This is a genomic window from Brevibacillus nitrificans, from assembly GCF_003710965.1.
Classification (GTDB): Bacteria; Bacillota; Bacilli; order Brevibacillales; family Brevibacillaceae; genus Brevibacillus; species Brevibacillus centrosporus.
On record NZ_RHHU01000001.1, the window covers coordinates 97,432 to 112,984 of the forward strand.

Annotated in this window: 18 protein-coding genes; 5 read left to right on the top strand and 13 right to left on the bottom strand. The window is 50.0% G+C overall.

Annotation, left to right across the window (positions count from 1 at the left end):
• Positions 1-94: 94 nt before the first annotated feature.
• The 5 genes from EDM59_RS00445 to EDM59_RS00465 are packed head-to-tail and all read right to left on the bottom strand — an operon-like array spanning position 95 to position 4,971.
• Positions 95-1,633, bottom strand: a complete 1,539-nt coding sequence (locus EDM59_RS00445) for an acyl-CoA carboxylase subunit beta (protein WP_122921833.1) — start codon at positions 1,631-1,633, stop codon at positions 95-97.
• 12 nt (positions 1,634-1,645) lie between these two features.
• Entirely contained in the window at positions 1,646-2,419 is a 774-nt protein-coding gene (locus EDM59_RS00450; protein ID WP_122921834.1) for an enoyl-CoA hydratase-related protein, read from the bottom strand.
• Entirely contained in the window at positions 2,416-3,345 is a 930-nt protein-coding gene (locus EDM59_RS00455; RefSeq protein ID WP_122921835.1) for a hydroxymethylglutaryl-CoA lyase, read from the bottom strand. The genes EDM59_RS00450 and EDM59_RS00455 overlap by 4 nt, the downstream gene beginning before the upstream one ends.
• Before the next feature lie 51 nt (positions 3,346-3,396).
• Positions 3,397-3,609, bottom strand: a complete 213-nt coding sequence (locus EDM59_RS00460) for an acetyl-CoA carboxylase biotin carboxyl carrier protein subunit (protein WP_092267740.1) — start codon at positions 3,607-3,609, stop codon at positions 3,397-3,399.
• 15 nt (positions 3,610-3,624) lie between these two features.
• Complete coding sequence (locus EDM59_RS00465) at positions 3,625-4,971, bottom strand: acetyl-CoA carboxylase biotin carboxylase subunit (RefSeq protein ID WP_122921836.1); 1,347 nt, start codon at positions 4,969-4,971, stop codon at positions 3,625-3,627.
• Positions 4,972-5,246: 275 nt separating this feature from the next.
• On the opposite strand from EDM59_RS00465, the gene EDM59_RS00470 reads away from it, so the two are divergent.
• Positions 5,247-5,714: an N-acetyltransferase gene (locus tag EDM59_RS00470; RefSeq protein ID WP_092267738.1), complete on the top strand. Its 468-nt coding sequence runs from the start codon at positions 5,247-5,249 to the stop codon at positions 5,712-5,714.
• A gap of 73 nt (positions 5,715-5,787) precedes the next feature.
• Here EDM59_RS00470 and EDM59_RS00475 read toward each other — a convergent pair whose 3' ends face one another.
• The 3 genes from EDM59_RS00475 to EDM59_RS00485 form a co-directional block, all read right to left on the bottom strand.
• The gene (locus tag EDM59_RS00475; protein WP_122921837.1) at positions 5,788-6,432 is read right to left on the bottom strand and encodes an RsfA family transcriptional regulator; all 645 of its coding nucleotides are present in this window, start codon (positions 6,430-6,432) and stop codon (positions 5,788-5,790) included.
• 143 nt (positions 6,433-6,575) lie between these two features.
• Positions 6,576-7,334, bottom strand: coding sequence for an enoyl-CoA hydratase/isomerase family protein (locus EDM59_RS00480; RefSeq protein ID WP_122921838.1), 759 nt, complete (start codon positions 7,332-7,334; stop codon positions 6,576-6,578).
• Between the two features lie 167 nt (positions 7,335-7,501).
• Positions 7,502-7,879 carry a Spx/MgsR family RNA polymerase-binding regulatory protein gene (locus EDM59_RS00485; protein WP_092267736.1) on the bottom strand — a complete coding sequence of 126 codons (378 nt, stop codon included), beginning with the start codon at positions 7,877-7,879 and terminating at the stop codon, positions 7,502-7,504.
• A 283-nt stretch (positions 7,880-8,162) separates the two neighbouring features.
• Here EDM59_RS00485 and EDM59_RS00490 point away from each other — a divergent pair, with 283 nt between their 5' ends.
• Both EDM59_RS00490 and EDM59_RS00495 read left to right on the top strand, forming a co-directional pair.
• Positions 8,163-8,861, top strand: coding sequence for a helix-turn-helix transcriptional regulator (locus EDM59_RS00490; protein ID WP_122921839.1), 699 nt, complete (start codon positions 8,163-8,165; stop codon positions 8,859-8,861).
• A gap of 133 nt (positions 8,862-8,994) precedes the next feature.
• The gene (locus EDM59_RS00495; protein WP_055746684.1) at positions 8,995-9,261 is read left to right on the top strand and encodes a DUF2626 family protein; all 267 of its coding nucleotides are present in this window, start codon (positions 8,995-8,997) and stop codon (positions 9,259-9,261) included.
• Positions 9,262-9,415: 154 nt separating this feature from the next.
• On the opposite strand, the gene EDM59_RS00500 is transcribed toward EDM59_RS00495, so the two are convergent.
• Positions 9,416-10,549 (bottom strand): class I SAM-dependent methyltransferase, encoded by a 1,134-nt coding sequence (locus tag EDM59_RS00500; RefSeq protein ID WP_122921840.1) that lies wholly within the window; start codon positions 10,547-10,549, stop codon positions 9,416-9,418.
• 130 nt (positions 10,550-10,679) lie between these two features.
• Here EDM59_RS00500 and EDM59_RS00505 point away from each other — a divergent pair, with 130 nt between their 5' ends.
• Entirely contained in the window at positions 10,680-11,753 is a 1,074-nt protein-coding gene (locus tag EDM59_RS00505; protein WP_122921919.1) for a coiled-coil domain-containing protein, read from the top strand.
• A gap of 24 nt (positions 11,754-11,777) precedes the next feature.
• Here the strand turns inward: EDM59_RS00505 and EDM59_RS00510 are convergent, their stop codons facing one another.
• Both EDM59_RS00510 and EDM59_RS00515 read right to left on the bottom strand, forming a co-directional pair.
• Positions 11,778-13,067 (bottom strand): CapA family protein, encoded by a 1,290-nt coding sequence (locus tag EDM59_RS00510; RefSeq protein WP_122921841.1) that lies wholly within the window; start codon positions 13,065-13,067, stop codon positions 11,778-11,780.
• Between the two features lie 94 nt (positions 13,068-13,161).
• Positions 13,162-13,809 carry an MBL fold metallo-hydrolase gene (locus EDM59_RS00515; RefSeq protein ID WP_122921842.1) on the bottom strand — a complete coding sequence of 216 codons (648 nt, stop codon included), beginning with the start codon at positions 13,807-13,809 and terminating at the stop codon, positions 13,162-13,164.
• A gap of 57 nt (positions 13,810-13,866) precedes the next feature.
• On the opposite strand from EDM59_RS00515, the gene EDM59_RS00520 reads away from it, so the two are divergent.
• Entirely contained in the window at positions 13,867-14,373 is a 507-nt protein-coding gene (locus EDM59_RS00520) for a hypothetical protein (RefSeq protein WP_122921843.1), read from the top strand.
• Positions 14,374-14,456: 83 nt separating this feature from the next.
• On the opposite strand, the gene EDM59_RS00525 is transcribed toward EDM59_RS00520, so the two are convergent.
• Together EDM59_RS00525 and EDM59_RS00530 are read right to left on the bottom strand one after the other, a co-directional pair.
• On the bottom strand, positions 14,457-14,978 hold the full coding sequence (locus EDM59_RS00525; protein WP_122921844.1) for a hypothetical protein: 522 nt from the start codon (positions 14,976-14,978) through the stop codon (positions 14,457-14,459).
• A 71-nt stretch (positions 14,979-15,049) separates the two neighbouring features.
• Complete coding sequence (locus tag EDM59_RS00530; protein ID WP_122921845.1) at positions 15,050-15,496, bottom strand: hypothetical protein; 447 nt, start codon at positions 15,494-15,496, stop codon at positions 15,050-15,052.
• Positions 15,497-15,553 lie beyond the last annotated feature (57 nt).

Consider the following 15,553-nt stretch of genomic DNA (forward strand, 5'->3'; position numbering starts at 1 on the left):
GCCTTAGTTGCCCTTATACTGGATAAGAATCTTATAAATTCTTACTGTATAAATAAGGCTGGCTCCCAAAGCGGAAGCCAGCCTGCACAGCAAACTAGACAGGGTATACAGGATGTTTGCGATCGGAGAACGTTTGTCGTTTTCCTTTATATACGTCGTAGCGGTTGATCAGCTCTTGACGCAGATCGCTAGGTGGAATGATGGCATCGACGATCAGATTGGACGCCAACAAATACAGATCGATATCCTCTTGGTACTCCTTGCGTTTTTCCATGATGAAGTTTTGGCGTTCCTGCGGGTCTTCGATTGCCTGAATTTTGTTGCTGTAGACCGCATTTACAGCTGCTTCCGGCCCCATCACGGCAATTTGCGCACCTGGCAGCGCAAGGCAAGCATCCGGTTCAAACGCTGCACTTGCCATTGCATACAGTCCTGCACCATAGGCTTTGCGAACAATAACCGAGATTTTAGGAACTGTCGCTTCTGCCATTGCGGAAATCATCTTCGCCCCGTGTCGGATAATGCCTGCCCGCTCAACAGCCGTGCCAATCATGAAGCCAGGTACGTCAGCTAGAAACAACAGCGGAATTTGAAACGCATCACACAACGTAATGAAGCGTGCTGCTTTGTCCGCTGAGTCTACGAAGAGGACGCCGCCTTTGACACGTGGCTGATTGGCAATAATGCCGACAGGCTTCCCGTTCAATCGAGCCAATCCCGTGATCAGCTCCTGCGCGAACAGCTTTTTGATTTCATAGAAAGAGCCTTCGTCCACCAGAGCGGTAATCAGATCATGCATATTAAAAGCGGTGTTCTGATTTTCCGGGACGATCGCCGCAATCTCTTTGGCTGTTTCGACCGGAGGCTTTGCGGCAGCAACTGGTGGTTCAACCGTATAATTCGGCGGGAAGAAGCTGATGTACGTGCGAGCTGACTGAATTGCTTCTTCTTCATTTGCTGCGAGGACGTCACCGCATCCGCTAACCGTGCAGTGCATGCGCGCTCCCCCCAGCTCCTCCAGGGATACTTTCTCGCCGATTACCATTTCGGCCATGCGCGGAGAGCCTAAGTACATGCTGGCGTTTTTCTCTACCATGATGACAATATCGCAAAACGCAGGAATGTAAGCACCGCCTGCTGCAGATGGACCAAAGAGAATGCAGATTTGCGGAATCTTTCCTGAAAGCTTGACTTCATTATAGAAGATTCGACCTGCTCCACGGCGTCCAGGGAACATCTCGAGCTGGTCGGTAATTCGCGCACCCGCCGAGTCCACCAGATAGATCAATGGAACGCGCATTTTCTCTGCTGTCTCTTGGATGCGGATGATCTTTTCCACTGTCCGGGAGCCCCAGGACCCAGCTTTGACCGTCGAATCATTGGCCATTACGCATACGGTTTGACCATGCACCTTGCCAATGGCAGTCACGACGCCATCCGCCGGCAGGTCACCCGCCATCACATTGGCGAACAAGCCATCTTCTACGGTGAATTCACCATCGAACAGCAGCTTCAGACGATCGCGAACAAACAGCTTATTTTGCTCCTTCAGCTTCTCATGGTATTTCTCATCGCCCCCTTTTTCTACCTGGGCGATTTTTTCCCGCAGCGTCTCTTCCAAGTGCTTGCTCATAGGCTCCTCCTCTTACTCTCCGCAATATACCGGTTTTCGTTTTTGTTGAAAGGCTGCCAGTCCTTCCAGTCGATCTTTGGTGGCGATCAGCAGCTGATAGGCGTCACTTTCGATTTGCAAACCTGTAGTCAAATCAACCTCGAGCCCGCTATCCATGGCGTATTTGGCTTGAGCCAGAGCCAATGGCGCGTTGGCGGCAATCTCTTCTGCCAGCGAGAGGGTCGTCGTCATCAACTGCTCTGCCGGAACTACCCGATTCACCAAGCCAATCGACAAGGCTTCTGGCGGACGGACACGACGTGCGCTGAAGATCAGCTCTTTGGCTATCCCCTTGCCGACCAGCCTTGGAAGCCTCTGTGTTCCTCCCGCACCCGGAATGATGCCTAAAGAAGTCTCCGTCAGCCCCATTTGGGCAGATTCACTCATGATGCGCAGGTCGCAAGCCAGGGCCAGCTCGGTCCCGCCTCCCAGAGCCAAACCATTGACGGCTGCAATGACCGGCTTCGGCAGTTTCTCCAGCTCTGTAAAGGTGTCACGAATGGTTCGGATGTAATCCTGTACCTGTTCCTCTGACATCGACCGGCGCTCATGCAGATCCGCTCCGGAACAGAATGCTTTTTCACCCGAGCCTGTCACAATCAAGACGCGAATCTCGCGGTCCTGCGCCACTTCTGCGATGAGCTTACGCAGAATCACCAGCTTTTCCTTATTGAGGCAGTTAAAGACCTCTGGCCTCTCCAATGTCAGAACCCCGACGCAGCCTTTTTTCTGCAAAGTAACAGTCATGCTCCATCCTCCTGGTTTGAATGGGATGATGAGGCGGTTTGAGCTGCAAGATGCGCTTTTAACACTTTTGACGGCAGCTCCCGTCCCAGTTCCTGTTGAATAAATGCACCTGCATCCAGGAGCAGATTCAGGTCCACTCCCGTCTCATATTCCATGCCGTTCAACATATACACGAGATCCTCGGTGGAAATGTTCCCAGCTGCACCGGGAGCATACGGGCAGCCACCCAGCCCTCCGATCGAGCTGTCAAATGTCCGAATACCCGTGTCCAAGGCAGCGAGGACATTCGCCAAGCCCGTGCCTCTGGTGTCATGAAAGTGCCCTGCCAAGCGATCGCTCGTAGTATCTTTCACAATCTTTTCCATAACCTCCCGTACTTGCTTGGGCGTAGCCACTCCGATCGTATCACCAAGGGATACTTCGAAAACCCCCATCTCGAGCAGCTCATTTGTCACCCGACGGCTGTTGTCGATGGGCACATTGCCTTCGTAGGGGCAGCCAAACACGGTAGATACGTACCCTCGCACACGCATGCCCAGAGCCAAAGCTTCTCGCGCCACCTGCCGCAAAACAGGAAACGTATCTTCTATAGACTTGTTGATGTTTTTCAAATTATGCGTCTCGGAGGCAGACATGAACAGCGCGACTTCGGTCAAACCGCTTTCACGCGCTCGCTCCATCCCGCGAAGATTCGGGACGAGGGCGCTGTGCGTGACTTTGTTTTGCCGCTCGATCCCTTTCAGCACGTCTTCTGCATCGGCGAGCTGAGGGATCCAGCGCGGGTTGACAAAGGAAGTCGCCTCTACTCGTTTCAAACCTGCCGCTGCCAGCTTGTCGATCAGCTGAATCTTCGCTGACGTCGAGACCATTTCTTTTTCATTCTGCAGCCCATCCCGTGGACCCACTTCCACGATTTGAATCTTCATCCTGCACCTTCCCTTGCCAAGCGGGCGCTCAGATTAGAATTAATATAAAAACTACTCCACCGATACGAGGATATCGCCTTCGTTTACAAAATCGCCGATATTCGCTTTGACTTCTACTACTTTGCCTGCTACTTCCGCCTGGACTGGAACCTCCATCTTCATGGATTCCAATACGACCACGTCTTGCCCTGCGCTGATTTCATCTCCGACTTGTACGAGTACATTGATAACAGTCCCTGCCATGTTCGCTGCTACTTGTTTCATGTCACATTCTCTCCCTTATTTCTTTGAATTCGCTGCTCGTTCTTGGACAAACCAAGTCGTGTAGTTCCCTCCGCGGAAGCGCTCGTCTGCAAGTACTTCCAACAAAAACGGAATGTTTGTTTTTATCCCGGTAATCTGAAAGTTCTGCATAGCATGGATCGCTCTTTCTACTGCCTCATCCCTTGTCGTGCCCGTGATGATCACTTTGGCAATCATCGGATCGTAAAATGGAGTGACCTGCGTATTGCTCTCGACCCCATCATCGATGCGTACATGCTCCATGACTGGCGGCTGATACAGGGTGATCGTCCCTGGCGATGGCAGGAATGTCACGGGATCCTCCGCATATACACGCAGCTCGATCGCATGGCGCAATGCTTTTACTTCATCCTGAACGATGGCGATTGGCAGCCCATTGGCAATAGCCAGCTGCATCGAAACCAGGTCCAAGCCTGTCATTTCTTCTGTTACCGGATGCTCGACCTGCAAGCGTGTATTCATTTCCAAAAAGTAAAAATTTTTGTTCTCGTCTACGATGAATTCTACCGTCCCCACTCCTGTGTACCCGACAGCTTTTCCTGCGAGGACAGCGGACTGGCAAAGCAGCTCTCTAGTTTTCTCGTCCAGAAATGGAGAAGGGCTTTCCTCCAGCACCTTTTGATGGCGTCGCTGAATGGAGCACTCTCTCTCCAACAAATGCAGGACATTTCCGTGCTGGTCTCCTGCGATCTGTACCTCGATGTGATGAGGACGTTCTACATACTTTTCCACGAACATGGAGTCATTGCCGAAATACGCCTTCGCACGTCCGCGCAAAGATTGATACGCCTGTCTCAGGCTCGCTTCATCCTGGCAGATCTGCATTCCGATACCGCCGCCGCCAGCGCTCGCCTTCAACATGACGGGATAACCGATGTCCGCAGCTACGCTTGCCGCTTCGTCTACCGTATCGAGCGAGTTTTCGCTTCCCGGAACGACTGGAACACCTGCCTGCTGCATGATGCGGCGGGCTGTCAGCTTGTCGCCCATCTGTCCGATGACTTCCGGTGCTGGCCCGATGAAGGTGATTCCTTCCTCCTGCACGCGGCGGGCAAATCCCTCGTTTTCCGACAGCAAGCCGTAGCCGGGATGGATCGCATCTGCTCCTGTGCGTTTCGCTGCGTCGATAATCGCATCGACATTCAAATAGCTGTGAGGGACAGGAGGTGGCCCAATGTGCACTGCTTCATCAGCTTCTCTGACAAATGGCATATCTTTATCGGCATCCGAGTACACAGCTACCGTCGCCACTTTCTCTGATTTGCATGTGCGGATAATTCGCCTGGCGATTTCGCCGCGGTTCGCAATCAACACCTTATGCATGGAAGCAACTCTCCCCTCTTTCGCTAATCCCGATCAGCCCGAAAGCGTTTTCAATGCTGATTCCAGGTTAGCTTGTGATACTACCTTCTATTTTGCCATGAGCGTGGATATATATCTAGGTTGAATTCTTAAAAATTTCCAAGGAAGCGAAATCATTTCCTGACAAATAGTCCCCTCATGAAAGAAAAACTCCACGATTATCCGTATCTTGGTGTATAATAAAGACAATGGCCAAATGGCTGAAGGTCAAGAGCTGTGAGAGGAGTGGCTGAGCAATGTTTGAAGTAAAACGTTTACAAATCAACTACAAGACACTCGAGGAATTCCAGAAGTTTCGCGAATTTGGCCTGGAGGAGCTTTCGATGAAGGAAGACCTGGAGGCGAACATCGTGGAAAACGATTCAGAGTCTCCTTTTTATGGCATTTACGACAACGATCTGATGGTTGCCCGGATGAGCCTCTACAAAATCGACGGAAAATATGATCGTTACTTCCAGCCTGCTCAAGATTACTACGAGCTGTGGAAGCTTGAAGTTTTGCCTGATTACCGCGACAAAGATTATGGAACAGCTCTGGTTAACCATGCAAAAAGCTTTGGTGCACCAATCAAAACAAACTCCCGTTGTCGCGCTGATCAATTCTGGTTGAAAATGGGCTTTACTCCTGTGAAATACAATCTCATGCGTGACCGTGGCGAAAATCCATATGTATGGCTGCCTGAGAACGTTGCCTTGCAAGACTAGCTCTTCCTCATAGGAAAAAGAAAAGAAGCGGTGGAAGCCCGCTTCTTTTTTTATTTCGTTATCCGACCTCGCTTTACTTCTCCACACGCTCCAGATTTCCATTCTCATCCATCTTAAAGATAGCCTTGTTGGAATCTTCCTCTTGCAAAAAGGCAAGCTTGCGTGCACGATCCATGATCTGTACGAGTGCCCGGTAATCTTCGTTCACGCCTTGCACTTGATCGAGCTCTTTCCTAGCACGCTCATTTGCTTCTGTCAACTCTTTTATTTCCAATTCTTTTCCTTCTAATTCTCGTTCCAGTTGCTTGACACGACGAGACAACTCTTTTTGATTGACCAACATACGAATAACGGATTCAATTTGCTGCTCTTCGTCCAGCTCACTCTTGGCGAATTCAACCGGACTTGGGGCTTGACGTGCTGGAGGGGTAGTGACACTTTCCACCTCTGCTACTACAGCTGGTGCTGGTGCGGAGATTCTTCCCATTTTCTTTAACTGCTGGCGCTGGCTTTTTGCGATAGAGATGGCGGCATCGTATCGTTTGCGGACGCAGCTATTCCATCGGAAGCCGCATGCAGCAGCTGTCCTTCCCAACCTTTGACCCACTTCTTCAAATGCGGCTAATTGGGTGCCGCCTTCGCGAATGTGGCGCAAGGTGACTTCCGCCAACACTAGATCGTCGTCTTCGGTCCATGCGTCTTGTCTGGAAGCTACCATATGAGTCCCTCCCGTTACCTTTAAAAAGGATGATGTAGTTTCATCCTATGCTTTTCCCTACTCTTGTAGAATCGCTTTCTACTAGAAAAAGTATGTCCAAGCAAATAAATGTTTAAACGGAAGAAACCTGACCCTCTCGCAGCCTAACGTTTACGCAGAAATTTTTGCACGACGCTTACATGTTCATCCGTTCCCCATATGTCCGCACATTGGCTCACTTCTTTCTGGATCCGCTCCGCTTGCGGCAGCCCCTCGCGCTTCCAGTGCAGCATGCGCATATAGCCCTCGATCCCTACCAATGGCTGTGCAGCAATTTTCCGTGCAAACTTCTCCACTTCCTCCTGAAGCTTTTCACCGGGATACACGTCATCTACAAAGCCGTAGCCTTTCGCTTCAAGGGCACTCATTCGCTCGCCTGTCAAAAGCAACGCAAGAGCTTTGGATTCAGGCAGCTTGTCCAGCAAGCGGCTTCCTCCGCCCCAGCCTGTGGTGATATGCATGCTGATTTGGACGAAACCAAAAACCGCTTGATCACTGGCAAATCGAAAATGGCACGCACCGGCAAATTCACAGCCTCCACCTACAGCTGCTCCATTGACCATTGCGATAACCGGCTTAGGAAAATGGTCGATAGCCGAGAGCAGTCCCGTTACTTTGTTTAAGAGTGGGAACGACTGTTCATATCCACGAACAGCGATAAACTGATTCAAATCCCCACCGGAAACAAAGCTTTTTCCTGTTCCCGTTACAATCAATACTTTTACCTGGGTATCCGTTTCGCAATCCTTTAGCACGGCCGTTAGCTCATCCACCAGCTCCATGCTGATCGCATTATGTACTTCCGGTCGATTCAGTGTAATGGTAGCTACACCGTCCTGCTTCTCTACACGTAATGTTTCCATGCTCGTTTCCCATCCTTTTCCGACGTTTCCCACCTTCTATTTTACCGTCTGTTCGCGCAAAATCCTACGGAGATTAGAAAACGCAAGCTCATCGTGCTATGCAGGATCATTCAAAAAAAAGAAGGCGGCTTCTTGCCTCCCCCTTTTCCATTACGTTTGAGATTGTTTTAGGACAGCAGGCTTTTCATTGCCGATGAGTTAAAGCCCACGATCAGGTTTTCCCCATCCGTCAAAATCGGACGTTTCAGCAGCTGCGGCTCTTCGCTCAGCATTTCCAAAAGCTCTTTTACCGACATGTCGTTGATATCTACGTCCAGGTTTTTAAAGCGTTGACTTCTCGTGGACAGAATTTCATCCAAACCGTTTGTCGTCATTTTGATAATATCGAGCAGCTCTTCAGCTGTCGGCGGATTTTTAAACAGATGACGCTCTTCGTAGTTGACACCATTCTCTGCCAGCCAAGCTTTCGCCTTGCGACAGGATGTGCAGCTCGGATACGTGAAAAACGTTAATTTACTTGTCTGTGTACGTTCAGCAACTGCCATCGGTTACCCCTCCATCTCATCTATGCAATTCGTTCATTGCGAACAAGTATTTCTTTCGTTCTTCCCATTTGATGGAAACAACTACTTGCAAAAAGTAAGCTAATAAAGAAACCTTCCTTACTTCGGATTATAAATGTGTTATTAACACTATGTCAATAGTAGTTAATCTAAAAACTAGACGCAAAAAATTGCACGGATATGCGTCTCTTGCACACTACAACCTTAACAATCTAAGGAAAATCGGATACACTTATGGTGATTTGCTTATGAAGGGGGTTCTGGCATGGATTGCGACGCTCAAAAGTTAACCAGCGCTTTAGCTGACCCCACCCGTTTTTCCATTTACCAATATGTTGCTTATAGCAAAGACCCGATTACTGTTACAGACGTAGCCGAACATTTTTCAATCCACCCCAACGTGGCTCGGTTGCACTTAACGAAATTGGAGGACGTTCATTTGCTTTCCGCCGTTTCGGACAAAAGCGGTAAGGGAGGACGTCCCAGCCGATTGTATTCGTTGTCCGATCAGGTGGTAAGCTTACAGTTTCCGCCGCGTGACTATCAGCTGCTTGCCGATATTGCGATTGAGAGCTTACTTTCGCTCGGCGAGGCAGGCGAAGCCGCATTGATCAAAATGGGATATCGCATCGGCACGGAGATGGCAAAACGGGCGGTAGCGAAAAGTGGCTTGAAGCTTGCGACTGCTACTATGGAAGAAAAGCTCAGCCACATTCAGCGATTGGTTGTGGCCCAAGGATTGAAACCGGATATTGAACCGCTTACAAACGGTGTTCTTCGTTTTCGTGTAAACAATTGCACGTTCTCGGAAACTGCGAAGAAGCATCCTGCCTCTGTGTGTCAAATGCATAACGCTCTTTTAATGGGGATATTTGAAACGTACTTGGGGAAAATTGAATTACGTGAGGATGAATCCATGATTGGCGGATGCAAATCGTGTAATTATACAGTGATACAATACTGATATTGGACACCCTGTATTTTCCTATCTGCCAAAAAACCGTCATACCTTCCCGTTTACACACCTTCGCCCGTCCTATATAATGGGGAAGGAATCTTGTAAATCTTACCGTTCTATGCAAAAAGGGGGGACACAGATGGATCGTATGTATCGCGTTCTCGGTTTTTGGACCATCGTTATTGCGCTGATGTCTTTCTGGGGCGGCTTGTACCCAATGGCGCTGATTTTCTTCGGTCTGACAGCCTTCTTCGTAGCACTGAGCTACATGGCATTGACTGAGCGAGTGTACCTGAACATTTTCTTTGGATTTATGTTCCTGTCTTTTGTAGGGTTCACGTACTACACATTCTTCATCATGCCAGTTGGCGGTGGAGAACACGCTATGCTTCAAATGATGCTGTAAGAAAACCTCTATCGCTGCCTTCTCAAGGTGGAGCGACCGCGTTTTAGCGGAAAGTTTCCATGCGCTCCGGAATTTATAAGTGTAAACGCTTATAAATTCCTCTACGTTAACGAAAAAAGATGCTCCCTACAGAGCATCTTTTTTATTTGTTGTTTTATCGCCAAACTTCCTCGAGAAAGCGCAAGCCCGTGTGATTCTCGATCGCTTTGGACTGAACCATGACGCGAAATCGCCCTCCCAAGCCTGCTGGATCGATCAGCTGCTGGATAGCCCGGTTGCGTTTCATCGCTACGCTGGTAAACGGATCTCGGTCCTGATGAGCCACGGCTTTGTGCAGCAGACCGCTCCTGATCAAAAACTTGTCCTGCCGCAGATAGGCGATCTCTTTTAATCCCTCTCGCTCCCCGAAATCTCCCCATGCTGAGAAATTCACGTGAGCCGTAATATCCTCTTCTCCTGGATGCGCAAAAGGATTATCGTGCGCCTGATGACGATAGTAGCACATCAGCGTTCCATTTTTTCGGCTGGGGTGATACAGATCCTCTTGTCGATCTCCGTAGTCGATGGTCACAGCAAAGCCTCGTTTCAGGAGCCGTGCTACGTCCCGCGCCGCCTGTTCCATGCCCAGATTGATCTCTAGGCGCATTCCATTTGGCAGTTTCCAATCCTGTTCTTCCAAAAAAGCAGCCAGTTCTGGTGTAACCGCGCCCTTTTCTTCTCCAAAGCCGGATTCCTGACTCCTCACCCACACCTCCTGCCAGCCACGTGCTGATTTTTCCACGATATGCACGGGAAAAGCATCCAGCCATTCGTTTGACAGGATGACCCCTTCAATCGACTGCTTGTCCGCAGCTTCGGCGAGAGAAGAATACCAGTGCTTTGGCACATCATGAGAGATGAGCGCTTCCTCCTGCAGCTTTCGATGATACGGGCTCGTTTCAATGAGAATGACCTCCATCGCCTGATACAGGTCTGGTGCTTCCTGCTGCAGCCGATCGAGTATATTGCGGCACAATCTCCCCGTTCCTCCCCCAATCTCGACGAGGACAGGCGCTTCCATCTGCGCAATACGCCACATATCCGCTACGACATCTGCCAGCGTTTCTCCGAACACAGGATGGACCGAGGCGCTTGTAAAAAAATCGCCGTCTTTTCCCACCTTTGGTTTGTCCGACATGTAGTATCCGTAAATCGGATGGTACAAAGCCAGCTCCATGTAACGCGAAAAGGGAATAGCCCTCTCGGAACGGCTCGCAATTTCCCTGTGAATGACGGTATATAGATCCATATAGACTCTTCTCCTGCTATCCAAATTCAACCTGATAAGGCTATAATACGAAAAGAAGTCATACAATGTGGAGAGAATAGGTGCATTCATCCCGTACACCGCTTCCCATCACGATACAAAAGGTGAAATCATGCGCAAATTTCTGCTCATCTTGTTCCTAGTTGTATGTCCGCTGACGGTATTCGCCGAGGAGGAGAAGCCCGTTTCTTTGGAGCAGCTGATCTTGCAGCAGCATTTTACTCAAAAAGAATTGGAGCGTACCCTCACCCTCATCAAAAAAGAGGAGACACGGACCCAAGGAGATATTGCTCAGCTCGAGCTTGATCTGAAACGACAGAAGCTGGTCATCGAAGCCATGCATCGCCATGCAGGGGAAGTGGCGAGGGCCTATTATACAGGCGAGCGCGCCAATCTTCTGACACTGCTGCTCAATGCGGAAAATTTCAACGAGTTTTTATTGATGTTTGATTTTATTCAAATTCTTTATGACCGGGATATGCAGCGGCTGGAAATGTATCAGACCGAACGAACCAAGCTAGTCACCATGCAGGAAGAAGAGCACAACCGCCTCGCACAGCTGAAGGAGCTGCGGCAAAAATACGAAGCGCAGCTGTCTGAGATGCTTGCCATTCAGGCTGAAAAAGAGAAAAACGTACAAAAACTGGACGACCCCACAACCGTCGAAGCCCTGATGGATCATCTCATCGCTGATTGGCAAAAACGGGGACTGCCCGCGTTTCAAACGTTTTTCGGCGTTCTCGCTGATGTCATGGTGCAAGTGCCTGAGCTCGCCACGCCCGATCGCATTCAGTCAGATGGACTCTTCTCGCATACACTCATCATCAATCAGGATGATTTCAACCAGTTTCTGATGAATAAAGACGAACTGTTCAAGCAATCCCACTTTTCCTTTGAGGACAACAAACTGATTGTAGACGGTACTTACGATCACATGCAGCTTCGGCTGGTCGGCACGTACGAGCTCGTCTCTCCTTCTGAATTGAAGTTCCATATCTCCGAGCTGTACTTTGACGGTTTTGCCTTGCCACCATCCACTGTTGCGGATATGGAGAAAATGTACGATCTCGGCTTCTACCCCGGATTGATTTCCCCGAACATTCAAGTGGAAGGCATCTCGATGCAAGACGAGGAGCTAAAGCTTCATTTGCGCTTGAATCTGCCTTTCGGGTTTGGCAGCAAATAGGAAAAAGAAAGAAGGCCAGCTCCCTTAGCTGGCTTTTTTCTTTGATACAACTGTACTTACGTGCACAGCCATTTCCTGATCCAGGCGTTGCATATACGCGATGGCGTCTTTCGTAAGAGTCGGATATTTTTCTCCCTTTTCGAGCTTGGCTAACGTCTGGGGAACGGGATAAATGACATAATTGCGTTTGCCTGCCTTACGAAAGAAATGCACGTAGGTCGGAATCATCTCGGCGCTTTCGATGGACGCTTCTCCTGTTTCGTTTTTGTGCAGCGTCATGCGCAGAATCGCTCCTACGTCCTTGTAATCCCAACGCTGCGCAGAAATGAAATTGCCCAGAGAGTAGGCGATCAGGCCTGTATGCTCTCTGCCATCCTCCAGGGTAACTGTCTTCCATTCATAGGGCTGTACAACGTGTGGATGGGCTCCCAGGATCAGATCCGCGCCGTACTGAATACACAGCTCTGCCGTTTTCTTCTGCGCTTCATTTGGGAGGCGCTGATACTCTACTCCAAAATGCAGCGCTACCGCTACCAGATCTGCCCCTTTTTCGCGTGCCCGGGCGATATCCTTCTTGATCAGCGCAGGATCGATCAGATTGATCAAATACGGCTTGCCGGCAGGAATCGGAATCCCGTTCGTTCCGTAGGTATACGACAGCAGTGCGAGTGTAAACCCATCCTTTTTCAGCAGTAAGGGCTCATCCCGCTCTGCCGGACTGGCAAAAGTACCGGTATGCAGAATGCCAGCCTGATCAAGATGCTGGATGGTTTTCAAAACTCCTGGCTCTTTGCGGTCCAATGAATGATTATTGGCGGTTGATACGGCAGTAAATCCGACGTCCTTTAGCGTGGTAGCCAGTTCAGCCGGCGAATTGAACATGGGATATCCGGAATATCCAGCTCCCTTGCCGCTCATCGTCGTCTCGAGGTTGCCGATCACCCAATCTGCCTCCCGAAAAAGCGGCTCCACATTCGTAAAGAACGAGTGAAAGTCATACTCCTTTTTGCCCGGATTCCAAGCGGCATCCAGCTGCTCTTGGTGCATCATGATATCCCCCACAGCCATCACCGTCAGGCGCTGTTCGGGAAAGCGGGAGGTTGGCTCTTCCACAGGGGTTGTAGCAGGTGGTTCTTCCGGCTTTTCAGTCTGTGCCGTTTGTTCCTCTGAAGGCGTAACGGGAAGAGTCGGAGCCGCCGTTTCAGCAGGAGTGGTGGAGGGTCTTTCCTGATTGGCAACAGGCGGGACACAACCCGTCATGCTTACACAGCCAATCGCCAGGATCACAGCCCAACGGCACCATTTTTCAGTCATACATACGTCTCCTTTTTCCTTTGTGACCCTTCCCTTTTCGCCACCAGCTACGAAAATCCTCTCAGGAGGCTACCAAACAGCGGCCTATTTCGCCTTATCGTAACAACCCTGTCACGAAAGGATTGAAGTTTTTCTCGGAATCAATCGTCGTTTTCGGTCCGTGTCCCGGATACACGATCGTATCGTCATCGAGCTCGAACAATTTGTCCTGGATGCTGATCATGAGTGTTTCGTAATCCCCGCCTGGCAAGTCCGTACGTCCAATGCTCTGCGCAAACAAAACGTCCCCCCCAAAGCAATGTCTGCCTATGACGAAAGAGCAGCTGCCTGGGGAATGTCCCGGGGTATGCATGACCTGAATCGTGAAGCCCGCAAGCTCCAATGTCTGTCCGTCTGCCAGCTCCTTTTCCGCTCGCTCGCATACAATCGGCTCGGGTAAATTCCAGCGGCTGGAACCATTCAAATCCGGATCCGTCAGCCAATCCTGCTCCAGGGGATGGATGTAGACAGGTGCATGAGTCAATGCCCGAACATCATTCAACCCTCCGATATGATCGAGGTGGGCGTGTGTAAGCAGGATCGCTACCACCTGTTTGTTCTTGATAGCTTGCAGCAAGGGCGCGGGCTTCATCCCCGGGTCAATGACGATCGTCTCCCCTGTACCCGTGTTTGTGAGAACATACGCATTGGTTTGAAAATCTCCGAGCGGAAAGACTTGAATCGAAAGTTGTTGCTCGCTCATAGGAACCTCCTTATATTTTTGATACGATAAGAAAAAAGCTCTTAGGTGGTGGAACGTATGCGTTCTATGTACGGCGTAGAAATTCAAATACCAGCGGGAAAGCTGCCGGGGTTCTATGCTCAAGTCATACATAAAATTGGCGATCATGTCAATGTATTTGACCGGGATCAATTGCTTTTCATCGTGGAAAACGAGGACGAGCGCGACAAGCTGGAAGAAGTATTGCGCAAGCCCAATATGCTCAAAGACGTGTTCCCTCTTCTCCTCATGCCTTCGACCGCAAAGATCGAATCGCTGGAGGACAGAGGCTTCATCAGTCAAAACGAGCATCTTTATCTTTATGCAGATCGTATCGCTGTGTTCACGCTGCCAGAAAATCTCGGTAGTGAACCGGATCGATGGGCAGCGCACGAACAGCTGAGAGAACATCTGGTAGGCCAAATTCCCGGCTCCCCTGCGGCTCCCGCTCCTTCCTACATCATCGACAGCTCCCTGACTGAACTGGTGGAAGGGATTGCACGGGCTTACCAGGTATCTTTGCAATGGATCCATCGAGAAGAATAAAGCCACTCGAAGCGCAAATGATTACTGCATAAAAAAGGAAGGTGCGTTCCTAATCGAACCACCTTCCTCCTTTCGCATTCGCTCTAAAGTTTGTCAAAGCGCATCCAGGCCACCTGGTTATTGGCGAGTCCAAAGCTCGCCTTGCAGCTTTTTCCCTGATAGATGACTTCCTTTTCGCCAGTTCCCATCCCGTATAATTGGGTCAGCTTTTCGGAAGCGTCATATATGGCCAGCCCTCTGATCGTCTTAAACTTCTGCGCATCCTCCTGCGGCACTCCGCTGAGCATGATGGATTGAATCTGGCCCTTCTGCACTTTCAAAATGAGCTGGGTCCGGTCGATCAGCAGCATCCCCATGACGGCGTCTCCCTCTCCTGCCGCCATTTGTTCCACCGTGTAGGTCTGCCTCGTCACCATATCCATGAAATCAGCCTTGGTCGGCTTTAGAATGTCGATTGCTTCCTTGACGTTTTGACCCAGATAGACACCACCTACACCATACTCTTTTGGATTCTCTGCATCAAATTCATTCCCAGAGCATGCCTGCAGGAAAAGAACTGCCAATACGAACATCACCATCATTGGAACATATCGGGTATACTTCATGACGCCCACCTTTTCGCCAGTATGTACCCCGCTATCTTACCGCACTGCTGTCTATGCGGCAAGAATCGTTGTTATCTCCGTGGCCCCGTCACTTTTTCCCGCGGGCGATTCGGCGGTTGGTTGCTATTCATGCTCTGCTTGTAGCCCTCTACAATTTTCAATAGGGAAGCGAAAAATGGCGAGCCAAACACGGCTACGATTCCCCAGATCCAGGTTCCCAGCTCCCACGAATGCTCCACATAGGCAGTCTTTGCTCCAGTCAGGATGAGGGCAGGGTCTATACCCATCACCCCGAAAATGATGCCCGCAGCTACAACAGAGATGAGCAGATTGAAAAAGCGTTTGTAGTGATTCAGCCTGGCTGCCTGATTCACATCCTCCCAGCAATCCTCCTTGGGCTCGTAATCCGTTGCCAGAAATGGAACGACCGACTTGCACGCCTCGGTTACCCCTGCTGCTGCACTGGATACCGCCGTTACATAAATAAGAAACGCTATCGATGAGTCCAAATTCACCACACCACTCCACCCCCTAGTACATTTGTATGGGAGAAAGCGGACAACTTGCAAAAAATC